We start from the raw sequence: 11,567 nt of genomic DNA, 5'->3' as shown, positions 1-11,567 counted from the left end.
ACACGAATTGCTTGATTCAGTTGTTAAAGAGCGGTTGGTTAAGATCTTTCGTCTCAACCGAGGCGCGCATTCTACAGATGCCACTTAGCCAGTCAAGCAGTTATTTCGAGATATTTGAAATTTTCTCTTTGGACTTCAAAAGCTTAATTTGCCGCGCACCCTCACCTCGCGGCAGAAGGCCAAATAACGCTACAGCAACCCACCGTCGCCGCCTAAGTCGCACCACTTCTCTATATATGAACATATGGGTGCTGCAACGGGCATACAAAAGCAAACCCATCTTTTGCGACCAGCGGTACAGAATGGCAGCTACGTCGTGCCGTCTCGGGATCTACGTGCTTTCAGCAGACCTGCTTCGCAGAAGGAGCCAGGCTGTTCGGATCGATCGCAGCCTATCAGCCTCAGTAGTCGTCAAACGCAGGTTCATCACCGTGTACTGACGGTACGCTGTCCACCTCAAGTTTCTATAAAGAAATGCATCAGGTGGACACTCCCCCCTCACTGGCTCCCTTCCGCGAAGCGGGTTGCAGTGGTCTAATTTCCCCGGACACCTCGATAAGTGGAAAATGCATCTATCGAGGAGTTTTTCATGGCCGACAAACGCAGGACATTCGACGACAGCTTCAAGCTGCAAGTCGTGAAGATGATCAAGGACCAGGGGCTGACCGTTCCGCAGGTCTGCCGCGATCTGAATATTGGTGAGACAGCCGTCCGGCGCTGGGTTCAACAGTACGAGGCCGAGCAATTGGGACAGGCCGGGATCGGTAAACCGCTAACGTCCGAGCAGCAGCGTATCCGGCAGCTGGAGCAGGAAAACCGCCAGCTCAAGATGGATAACGATGTATTAAAAAAAGCCACCGCCTTCTTTGCCCGCGAGCTGAAGTAACGTATCGCTTGGTTCGGCAGCTGCAACAGAAGGCTTATTCGGTGGCGTATGTCTGTCGGCTGCTGGGTATCAGCCGATCCGGTTTCTACGAGGCCAACAAGCGTGCTGGAGCGCCAGCATCGATTTGTCCCGTGACTGTGCAACTCAAGGCGTCGTTTGCTGCGAGTGGCGGCTGCTATGGCAGTCGCCCGTTGCGTAAAGCGTTGCGCGCCAAGGGTATGGAAATAGGCGCTTATAAAATTCGTCGCTTGATGCGCGCCAACGGCCTGCGTTCGGCCTGGAAGCGTAAGTTCGTGCACACGACCGATAGCAAGCACGACCTGCCGGTTGCCGAAAATGTGCTGAATCGACAATTCGAGCCCGAGGCGGTGAACAAGGCCTGGGTGGCGGACATTACCTACATCCGGACCCGTAGCGGCTGGCTGTACCTGGCTGTGGTACTGGACTTGTTCTCACGCAAGATCGTGGGTTGGTCCATGGCCCCGAACATGCCTGCCGAGCTGGTGTGTAGTGCAATGCAGCTGGCAGTTGCTCAGCGTCAACCGCCACCGGGTCTGATCGCCCACTCGGATCCTGGTAGCCAGTGCGAGCTACAGAGCGTTGCTGGCGCGAAATGACATGCAGCAAAGCATGAGTCGTAAAGGTAACTGCTGGGATAACTCAGTGATGGAGCGCTTCTTCCTGAGCTTGAAAATGGAGCGGGTATGGCGCCGCGATTACGCCAACCACGCCGAAGCGATACGTGACATCACGGAATACATCGTTGGGTTTTACAACAACGAGCGGTTGCACTCGAAACTGGGATATTTGCCACCGACCGTTTACGAACGGGCGATGGCGTCGAAACCACCTATCGAGGTGTCCGGTATTAGTTGACCACCGCAGGGTACCGACCTTGAGGTAGGAATGGGAGTTACCCCCCTGCCCAAATCCGTATGTGCGGATGCAACGCTGGAGGAGGGATGAGTCGTCGGTCTGATGGAGTTCAAGAAACACTACGAGAAAAACTCGCCGCTGGAGCAGGTATTGCCCGATCTGGCTGCCAGCCATCCCGAACATTATTCGGGCATCCGTCGTATCCGCTGATGGCGATGCTGCGCGTTTACCTGATACAGAACTGGTTCGGCTACAGCGATCCGGCGATGGAGGAAGCGCTGTACGAGACCACCATCCTACGCCAGCTCGCGGGGCTGAACTCTATGGGAGGTTGGATACATCGTGTCAGTTTAAAAATGGACCGGCAGCAGTTACCAACCCAACGCGGCAGACCAATCGTCCGAGAACCACGAGCCTGAGTAAGGGCGCATGAGAGTTCAAGGAGGTGGAGGGAGCAGGCATCGCAGACGGCCGCAGGGCTGCTTTCACTCAAGTAAAATTTCAGCCGCTGCGGTACACCAACCTCATCTGGAAGAAACAATCGACACTCATGAACCCAATTAACAATGATATTTGAACAAGGTGGACTCTCTCTCGCCAGCCAAGTCCTCTCGGATAAATAACGAAAAATTCAAAACACTAAGCCAGCCCTGTAAATTTCTGCTAAACATGACCAAATTCACGCTTCTCTAAATATCATTGTTAATAATTTTTTTCAGATTTTGCTTGAAACTTGATTGATCTATGACAGAAACTTAAAGCGCCCGACATCACCGACGCCGGAATGTTACCGATTCTCTAATGAGCGCCCCCAATGAACCCTGAACTTGAAGCAGCACTGTGCAGGAAGCATCCAAAAATTTTTCGACTTCAAGTCCATGATGACAATTGCGCCAGTGCGCATTTTGGATTTGAGTGTCGGGATGGATGGTTTTCAACTATCGACAATCTTTGTACGCTAATTCAAAGCCACATCGACGCCAATAGCCTCCCGCAAGTTGAAGCTCGCCAAGTTAAAGAAAAGTTTGGCACCCTCAGATTTTACCATAGCAATGGCGACGACATTATTCGTCGGCTTGTGGACCTTGCCAAAGCAAACTCAGAATCTATATGTGAGGTTTATAGAGGACCGGGCACATCTGTTTCGTCCAACGGCTGGGTCGCTACTCGATGCAACAACCATAAAGACCCAGGCAGTTTAATTTAGGTCACCCTCTAAATGTCGAGGACATGCTAATTTAACCCATGCAATAGCCAACCACATCACTCAACTTATGTCTACTGGCGTCAAATAGCGCTGATCTTTCGACTGCATGGTCGCTCGGCCCACTTGCAGATTTCGCGCTGTTCGTGGGAATACAGTTTATTAGGCATCGGTGGATAAAAACGCTTTACGGTCGTTGTGAAGCTAGCACGTTAACTGAACGACAAGCTCGCAAATCATAGGCAAGGTGAAATTATATGTTCTTCGTTCCGAGTGAAGAGGTCATGTCGAAACCGGGGTGGGTTAAAAAGGAACTTTTCATGACTGATGGGATAGAGCCTTTGCTCGTTGCATATGTGACTTCCTGCCGTAAGGGATCCGCATCTGTGGGGTTTTGGGCGTTTTCTCATCCTATCGATCTCGAGAAACTCATCAATGGTATCTCGAAAACTAATAACACTTACGAATTGACGAACCTCAGCGTGCTTCTTCCTCCCAAAAACATCGGTGTCGGCAGCATCACTTCCGAAGTGGTAACTGAGGTAATCACCGATCCCCGAGACGTAGAGAGCAGAACGTTTATAGTCCGCACCGTTGAAGGCAACTCATATAATATGGGAGATCCGACATTAAACAGGACTTCACCAAAAATCACTATTTACAAACTTGAAACAGACTGCACTGACTTACCTGGCAGCAAAGGCTGATATCACTCAAAAGCTCACTTCAAAAAATCAAATCTATAACAGAAGAGTTTTTGCGCCTGATACTCGAAGATAAAGAAATGAAAGGCCACAATTTCGGACACCTAAAAGCACGAGGCCGCATGCTGTATATCGACGAGGAATCTGAAACCTACAAAAATATGCTACCAAAAATATACCAAGAGCCGCGTGTAAATGATTTTGGATGCATAGTTTTGCCTAGCGATATTCGCAAAGAACTTAAGAATACGGATTTGGTCGAGTACTGGAAAATAAGCAACGAGCAGTACATCATCACCGTGACGAAAGCTCCTCCTGTGAGCCGGCAAAAAAACTGGACGAGCTTCTGGCAAAACCCCGAAAAATTCCAGGTTAAATGAGTGGTACAAACTGAATGCAGACCAGCTTCGCTGAAGGTATCCAGCGGGGCTCTGCGCCTCCTACAAGACAGTAGAGGACTACCATGCGCTTATACGTCAGCTCCATAACTTATTCGCTCAGGTTGATTCAACAGGTAGCTCATCAAAGTACTTAAATTTTTCCTTTTGGTAGCTCCCTTTGCGTCTACTAAATTTAGTGGCGCAAAATACTGCAAGCTAGTTGCTCAGCAGCTATACCCGACGACGCAAACAAGGCCGCACAATCTAGGTGAACTTAAACACGTCCCATCGACGCATACCGACCAGCACCACTCCCTGGACTATTTCCGCTAAGCGGGTCATTAATGGTGGCCAGCTAAGCTGTTCAGCTGCTAGTGGAGCAGTCAAATACAGCCCATTGTAGAAATCGTGCTCGTCAATCGGGGGAAATCGGTTTAGTCGGTCCGGACCAAGCACAAAGTCGAGAGCCTCGCAAATGGTGCTCTTACCGACATTGTTAGTTCCGACCATCAGCGTATGGCCATAAAACAATAGGTTCGCCAGTCGAATGCCACGGAAATTTTGGATCGTGAGTTTTACGATTTTCATACTGATCCTTCAGCGTGATCTCAATGTCCTACGATAATGGCACCATTTCGCCCACGGAGAGCAAATTGCTCCGAGAACTGGTGGCCGTCGCATTGCGCATACCAGGCCCTACAGCCCCGTCCACGCGCGGTCAGCACCTAATGCAACCAAAGCCTCCCTAAGGATACGGTTAGCCGGCCACGATCCACTGGCCCTATTCGTGGCAATTGCCACGGTTTCCTAAAACCATCACGTGCTAGTCGAAATCTGCCGACGGAATTGGACCCGATCTTTTAGCAACCATGAGGCGACAAAGAACGACGTGCCTTACGATATCCATAGGTTCATGCCGTCCGGTAGATTTGACCGCGCCCCAGCAGTAAATTATCTGAAACTGCGAGTAGTGTGCACATGATCAGGTGAACGCTTCGCGAATCTGGACCCGAACGAGCTAAGGGCGAGATCTTTCCTATACCGTAGAAGCGAAGCTGGCTTCGGCGTGGCAGGTCGCGCGCAATCCTGACAAGGCGCTTAAGCCATTCAACGCGCCACGATCATCATCACTCCGCCTTTATCACCCAGCTCGTGCTTATACACAGTGACGAATGTCCTAGGCTGGATCATTCATCTTGCCGCGACCTTAGGGATTGCTTGTAGTGGGACGAAAAAAAACCCAGCTTTTAGGGCTGGGTCTTTTTGAGGGATCATAGAGGGATCACTGATAATCCTGCTCTTTGACACCTAAGAGTTTATTCAATATAAACCCTTGATTTGTATGGCGGAGAGATAGGGATTCGAACCCTAGGTACCGGTGAAGGTACAACGGATTTCGAATCCGTCCCATTCGGCCACTCTGGCATCTCTCCAACGGCGCGCATCATAACAGCACATTCACCGGAAGCGAACCCCCTGAGTGAATTTTTTTCCGTGCTATCAGATGCTTGCGTCGATTACAGCGGTACGCCGAGGCGGTTGGCGACTTCTTCGTAGGCTTCGATAACGTCACCGAGGCCCTGACGGAAGCGGTCCTTGTCCATTTTCTTGCCGGTGGCCTTGTCCCACAGACGGCAGCCGTCCGGGCTGAACTCATCGCCCAGGACGATGGTGCCGTCGTGGAACACGCCGAATTCGAGTTTGAAGTCGACCAGCAGCAGGCCGGCGTCGTCGAACAGCTTGCTCAGCACTTCGTTGACCTTGAGCGACAGTTCTTTCATGCGAACCAGTTGCTCGGCGGTGCCCCAACCGAACGCCACAACGTGGGATTCGTTGATGAACGGGTCGCCCTTGGCGTCGTCCTTCAGGAACAGTTCGAAGGTGTAAGGGTTGAGCTTCAGGCCCTCTTCGACACCCAGACGCTTGACCAGGCTGCCAGCGGCGTAGTTACGCACGACGCATTCGACCGGGATCATGTCGAGCTTCTTCACCAGGCACTCGTTGTCGCCCAGCAGTTTGTCGAATTGGGTCGGCACGCCGGCTTCTTCGAGTTTCTGCATGATGAAGGCGTTGAACTTGTTGTTCACCATGCCTTTGCGGTCGAGCTGCTCGATACGCTTGCCGTCGAACGCCGAGGTGTCGTTGCGAAACAGCAGGATCAAGCGGTCAGCGTCATCGGTCTTGTAAACCGATTTGGCTTTGCCGCGGTAGAGTTCTTCACGTTTTTCCATGATGGGCTCCGCTTGCTAAGTAGATGGGCTAGGCGATATGTCGCCAGTCGAGCCCTGAATCTTGATCGGCCAATTGCAGCCAGTCCGGGTCGCACCCGAGGGTGTCGACAAAACATTGCCGGGCCAGCTGCGGCAGGTTGTTCTTGCTGCTCAGATGGGCCAGTACCAGGTGTTGCAGGTCCTGCCAGCCCAACTCGGCCACCAGGCTTGCGGCCTGATGGTTATTCAAATGTCCCAGTTCACCGCCTACCCGCTGCTTGAGAAAGTACGGATAGTGACCGCGGGCCAGCAGGTCGCGGCAGTGGTTGGCTTCGATCATCAACGCATCGAGATCCCGATAACCGTCCAGCACCGTGGCGCAGTACGAACCGAGGTCGGTCAACAGGCCGAAACGCCGCGAACCGTCACTGAAGACGTATTGCGTCGGCTCCTGCGCATCGTGGGCCACGGCAATGACGCCGATACTCAGCCCGCCGATCTGCAACTGCTCACCGCCAGCCACAAAGCCTGCCGGTTCAACCGGTTTGCGCATCCCGCGCAAGGTGCCACGACTCAGGTAGACAGGAAGATTGTAGCGCCGAGACAGTAAACCCACGCCATGCACGTGGTCGGCATGTTCGTGGGTCACCAGTATCGCGCTCAACTGCGTCGGGTTTACACCCAGGCGCAGCAGGCGTTTTTCGGTTTCGCGCAAGGAGAAACCACAATCGACCAGGACGTACGTGTCATCACTGGCTATCAGCGTGCCATTCCCTTGGCTACCACTGCCGAGAACGGCGAAACGCATCTGATCAGCCCAGGTTGTCCTGAATCACGCCCAACACTTTGCGCGCCACTTCTGCCGGCGCAACGGTGTTGATGTTCTTCTCGACGGTCACTTGTACGTTCTCGCCCACCTTGCTCAGACGAACCTGATAACGCTCGGCACGGGCTTCAACTTCTTCCTTGGCCGGCTTGCTGCCGAACAGACCGCTGAAGAAACCAGGCTTCTCGTCCTTCTTCTCGGCTTTTTCGGCAAGGTTGATGTAGTACAGGCCCAGGCTGCGGTTGATGTCTTCAACACGCCATTCGCCCTTCTCCAACGCACGCCCAACGCTCGACCATGCACGGTCAAGGTCGGTACCGACGTTGAGTACCGGGTTACCGCTGCCGTCTTCAGTCAGGCTGACACGGTTTGGCGTATCGAAATCACGCGAAGCGAGCATGGAGACCGAACCGCCCTTCTCCGACGTACGGCTCATACCGGCAAGCATGTCGTCGATCAGCGCAGCGTCCAGGCCGGTGTTGACCGAACGGTTGGTGAACGCGACATCAGAAGTGCTGCCGGCAGCGCGCTCGGCGCTGACCACGTAGACTTCACTGGTGTTGCGCTGCACGCCGGGTTCGATGCGCACCCGCACGCGGGTTTCGCTGTCGGCCGCAATGCCGGCACTGGTCATGCGTTTGGCCATCGTCGCCGAAAGCTGGTCAGGACGCTGCCAGCCCGTGGTGAACTCGCCGGTTTGCGGGCGCTGTTCATCCAGACGGAAACCGTTGTCCTGGAAGAACTGCACAGCCACTGGCCAGACTTCAGCCGGTGGATGCTGGGCCATGACCCAACGCGAGTCGCCGCTTTTTTGCAGGCTGTAATCGCTGGCCTCGGCAATCGCCGACAACGGCTGCGGACGCGGAACGATGTATTCGCCCTTGAACGTGTCATCGGCCACGTTGCGCGGAATCGGCAACAGCGGGTCCAGACGCTTGGAGGTATGGACATCCGGCGGCAGTTGCATCGGTGCAGTCTGTTGCGCTTCCAGGTAATCGCTACCACGGTCACGGAAGTAACCTTCCGGGCCCCAGATCCATCCACAGCCACTGGTGCTGGAGATAATCAAGGCAAGTGCGGAAAGTCCGGCCATTCGCTTCATGCGTTGTACTTCCTCAATTAAACCAATACGCCGGACTGGCGCATGGCCTGCCGCAGCGGTTCGTGACAGGCTTCGCTGAGCCAGGTGAGCGGCAGACGGATACCGTCCGGCATCAAGCCCATTTCATGCAGCGCCCATTTCACGGGGATAGGGTTGGATTCGATAAACAGGGTTTTATTGAGCGGCATCAGCTTTTCGTGAATCGCCCGGGCTTTCACGGCGTCGCCGTTCAGGGCGGCGATGCACAGGTCGGCCATGTCACGCGGCGCAACGTTGGCCGTGACCGAGATGTTGCCTTTGCCGCCCAGCAGGATCAGCTCGACTGCGGTGGCGTCGTCACCGGAAATCACCAGGAAGTCCTTGCTCACGCCGTCGAGGATGGCCTTGGCGCGCGAAAGATCGCCCGTGGCTTCCTTGATACCGATGATGTTCTTCACGGTCGACAGGCGAATGACCGTCTCGGCCTGCATGTCGCACGCGGTACGACCCGGCACGTTGTAGAGGATCTGCGGGATATCGACAGCTTCGGCGATGGTCTTGAAGTGAAGGTACAGGCCTTCTTGCGTCGGCTTGTTGTAGTACGGCGTTACCAGCAGGCACGCATCGGCGCCGGCAGTCTTCGCGTTTGTGGTCAGCTCGATCGCTTCGCGCGTCGAATTGGCGCCAGTGCCGGCGATTACCGGGATGCGACCATTTACCTGCTTGACCACGCGACGAATCACTTCGATGTGTTCGTTCACGTCGAGGGTCGCCGACTCACCTGTGGTGCCGACCGCCACGATGGCGTGGGTGCCGTTTTGCAGGTGAAAGTCCACCAGTTTGCTCAGGCTGTCCCAGTCGAGACGACCTTGTGCATCCATGGGAGTGACCAGTGCCACCATACTGCCCGCAATCATGCAACCGCTCCTGCCGGAAAAAGAGAGCGGTAATGGTACTGGCGCCAAGATGCTTGTACAAGCGAAGTACTGCGCTCGCGCCATTCCCCTAGGCGCCGGTTTTCGCTACCCTTCAGACTTTGATCAGTACCGACAGGCTCGTACGCCGGGTTCCAGCCTCCATTTTCGGCCTCAGAAGCCCTGATCCTGCGTTGCCGCCTACCCGATCTCGCCTCACTGGAGCTCGTCGCAACCATCTGGCTCGGGCTTTTTGATTTCGCATCCGGATGCCCACCCCGACGAATCGGCCCATAGACGTACCGACCGCTCATCGCTTTAGGAATGCTGCATGTCCACCCCCACAGTTCGCGAACAATTCCTTGTCATCAGTGCCCTCGGCGCCAACCCCATGGAGCTGACTAACGTCCTGTGCCGCGCCAGCCATGAAAATCGCTGCGCCGTGGTCACCTCCCGCCTGACTCGCCACGGCGAATGCAGCGCGCTGGTTCTGCAGATCTCCGGTAGCTGGGACGCCCTGGCGCGCCTGGAAGCCGGCTTGCCGACCCTGGCCAAGAAGCACGCCTTTACGGTCAATGTGGTGCGCAGTGCCGCGCTGGAAAACCGTCCGCAAGCCTTGCCGTATGTGGCTTACGTCAGCTCGGCCTACCGCTCGGACATCGTCAATGAGCTGTGCCAGTTCTTCATCGACCACAACGTCGAGCTGGAAAACCTGACCTGCGACACCTATCAGGCCCCACAGACCGGCGGCACCATGCTCAACGCCACCTTTACCGTGACCTTGCCGGCCGGCGTGCAAATCAGCTGGTTGCGCGATCAGTTCCTGGATTTCGCCGATGCACTGAACCTCGACGCGCTGATCGAACCGTGGCGTCCACAGAACCCAATGTAAGGAAGCTCCCATGGCCGTTGCTATCGACCAACCTGTCGCCGACTTCGAAGCGCCTGCTACCAGCGGGCAGAGCGTCAGCCTCGCAGCCCTCAAGGGCAAGCAAGTGGTGATCTACTTCTACCCCAAAGACAGCACGCCAGGTTGCACCACCGAAGGTCAGGGCTTTCGCGACCAGTATGCGCAGTTCACCGCAGCCAACACCGAAGTGTTCGGCGTGTCGCGCGACAGCCTGAAGTCCCACGAGAACTTCAAGTGCAAACAAGAGTTCCCGTTCGAGCTGATCAGCGACAAGGACGAAGCCATCTGTCAGCTGTTCGACGTGATCAAGCTGAAAAAACTCTATGGCAAGGAATACATGGGCGTTGATCGCAGCACCTTCCTGATCGACAAGGATGGCGTGCTGCGTCAGGAATGGCGTGGCGTGAAAGTGCCAGGCCACGTTGATGCGGTATTGGCTGCGGCCCAGGCGCTGAACAAGGCCTGAGCCGGCTCGTTATAGTTGCGCGCCCTTAAAGTAAGGGCGCGACAATCGGCTCCTTGCGCGGCCACGCATCCAGCACTGCCTTGAACAGGGTAGCCAGCGGAATCGCGAAAAATACGCCCCAGAACCCCCACAGCCCGCCGAACAACAGCACCGCGCAGATGATCGCCACCGGGTGCAGATTGACCGCCTCCGAAAACAGCAGTGGCACCAGAACATTGCCATCCAGCACCTGAATGATCCCGTAGACCGCCATCAGGTAGATGAACTGGTCGCTCCAGCCCCACTGAAACAAGGCAATCAGCAGCACCGGCACGGTCACCACCACCGCCCCGACATACGGCACCACCACCGAAACGCCGACTAATAGCGCCAGCAGTGCGGCGTAGTTGAGCCCCAGGGCAACGAAGCCGATGTAGGTCGCCCCGCCGCAAATGACCATTTCCATGACCTTGCCGCGAATGTAATTGGCGATCTGCCGGTTCATTTCTTCGGCAACGCGGGTGATCAGTGCGCGCTCACGCGGCAGATACCCGCGCGCCCACTGCCCGATCATCACCCGGTCCTTGAGGAAGAAGAACACCAGGATCGGCACCAGCACCAGATAGATCATGATGTTCACCAGCAGCGGCAGGCTGGACAGCGAGAACGTCAACGCCCATTGACCAAACTTGCCGATCTCGCCCCGCGCCACTTCGATGGCCTGCAGCACCTGCTCATCGGACACCAGATGCGGATAGCGCTCCGGCAGCAACAACAGCAACGACTGCCATTTGGCGAGCATGCCCGGCAGTTCGTTGAACAAGGTAATCAGTTGATGCCAAAGCAACGGCACCACCACGACCATAAACACCAGCAACACGCCCATGAACAACGCGAACACCAGTCCGACCGCCGCACCACCCGGCAAGCGCAAGCGTTCCAGAGTGATGACCAGGCCCTGCATCAAATACGCCAGCACCATCCCCGTCAGCACCGGCGCGAGCATTCCACCCAGAGTCAGGACCGCGGTGAAGGCCAGGAACAGCAGAACGGCCAGCACCACGGCCTCCTCATCGGAGAAGTAGCGCTGAATCCAGTCGCGTAACACTTTGAACATCAATATTCCTTAAC

11 protein-coding genes, 1 tRNA gene and 2 pseudogenes are annotated in these 11,567 nt (G+C 55.3%); 7 read left to right on the top strand and 7 right to left on the bottom strand.

The genetic code is table 11. The annotated features are described in order from the left end of the window. Positions 1–589: 589 nt before the first annotated feature. The 5 genes and pseudogenes from AC1RPZ_RS19715 (at position 590) to AC1RPZ_RS19695 (ending at position 4,050) form a co-directional block, all read left to right on the top strand. Positions 590–1,762 (top strand): annotated as a pseudogene (locus AC1RPZ_RS19715) (IS3 family transposase). A gap of 188 nt (positions 1,763–1,950) precedes the next feature. After that, a pseudogene (locus AC1RPZ_RS19710) lies at positions 1,951–2,082 on the top strand (transposase); the annotation flags it as partial. A gap of 494 nt (positions 2,083–2,576) precedes the next feature. Next, positions 2,577–2,969 (top strand): hypothetical protein, encoded by a 393-nt coding sequence (locus AC1RPZ_RS19705; protein ID WP_493138605.1) that lies wholly within the window; start codon positions 2,577–2,579, stop codon positions 2,967–2,969. A gap of 254 nt (positions 2,970–3,223) precedes the next feature. Beyond that, positions 3,224–3,673 (top strand): hypothetical protein, encoded by a 450-nt coding sequence (locus AC1RPZ_RS19700; RefSeq protein WP_493138601.1) that lies wholly within the window; start codon positions 3,224–3,226, stop codon positions 3,671–3,673. A gap of 50 nt (positions 3,674–3,723) precedes the next feature. Next, positions 3,724–4,050: a hypothetical protein gene (locus tag AC1RPZ_RS19695; RefSeq protein ID WP_493138599.1), complete on the top strand. Its 327-nt coding sequence runs from the start codon at positions 3,724–3,726 to the stop codon at positions 4,048–4,050. 264 nt (positions 4,051–4,314) lie between these two features. Here AC1RPZ_RS19695 and AC1RPZ_RS19690 read toward each other — a convergent pair whose 3' ends face one another. The 6 genes from AC1RPZ_RS19690 to dapA form a co-directional block, all read right to left on the bottom strand. Next, positions 4,315–4,638 (bottom strand): AAA family ATPase, encoded by a 324-nt coding sequence (locus AC1RPZ_RS19690; protein WP_493138597.1) that lies wholly within the window; start codon positions 4,636–4,638, stop codon positions 4,315–4,317. A gap of 755 nt (positions 4,639–5,393) precedes the next feature. Continuing rightward, positions 5,394–5,483 (bottom strand) — tRNA-Ser (locus AC1RPZ_RS19685). A gap of 84 nt (positions 5,484–5,567) precedes the next feature. Next, positions 5,568–6,281, bottom strand: coding sequence for a phosphoribosylaminoimidazolesuccinocarboxamide synthase (gene purC, locus AC1RPZ_RS19680; RefSeq protein ID WP_493138595.1), 714 nt, complete (start codon positions 6,279–6,281; stop codon positions 5,568–5,570). 28 nt (positions 6,282–6,309) lie between these two features. Then, entirely contained in the window at positions 6,310–7,068 is a 759-nt protein-coding gene (locus tag AC1RPZ_RS19675; protein WP_493138593.1) for an MBL fold metallo-hydrolase, read from the bottom strand. A gap of 4 nt (positions 7,069–7,072) precedes the next feature. After that, positions 7,073–8,188, bottom strand: coding sequence for an NlpB/DapX family lipoprotein (bamC, locus tag AC1RPZ_RS19670; protein WP_493138591.1), 1,116 nt, complete (start codon positions 8,186–8,188; stop codon positions 7,073–7,075). Between the two features lie 17 nt (positions 8,189–8,205). Next, positions 8,206–9,084, bottom strand: a complete 879-nt coding sequence (gene dapA, locus AC1RPZ_RS19665; RefSeq protein ID WP_123428074.1) for a 4-hydroxy-tetrahydrodipicolinate synthase — start codon at positions 9,082–9,084, stop codon at positions 8,206–8,208. A 328-nt stretch (positions 9,085–9,412) separates the two neighbouring features. On the opposite strand from dapA, the gene AC1RPZ_RS19660 reads away from it, so the two are divergent. Continuing rightward, positions 9,413–9,973 carry a glycine cleavage system transcriptional repressor gene (locus AC1RPZ_RS19660; RefSeq protein WP_493138589.1) on the top strand — a complete coding sequence of 187 codons (561 nt, stop codon included), beginning with the start codon at positions 9,413–9,415 and terminating at the stop codon, positions 9,971–9,973. A 10-nt stretch (positions 9,974–9,983) separates the two neighbouring features. Then, entirely contained in the window at positions 9,984–10,457 is a 474-nt protein-coding gene (locus AC1RPZ_RS19655) for a peroxiredoxin (RefSeq protein ID WP_493138587.1), read from the top strand. A 25-nt stretch (positions 10,458–10,482) separates the two neighbouring features. On the opposite strand, the gene AC1RPZ_RS19650 is transcribed toward AC1RPZ_RS19655, so the two are convergent. Continuing rightward, positions 10,483–11,553, bottom strand: a complete 1,071-nt coding sequence (locus tag AC1RPZ_RS19650) for an AI-2E family transporter (RefSeq protein ID WP_493138585.1) — start codon at positions 11,551–11,553, stop codon at positions 10,483–10,485. Positions 11,554–11,567 lie beyond the last annotated feature (14 nt).

The sequence above is a fragment of the Pseudomonas sp. GW822-FHT02D10 genome (assembly GCF_058802345.1).
The sequence above is the reverse complement of the archived record's forward strand: the minus strand, read 5'-3'. Positions and strand labels throughout refer to the sequence as shown.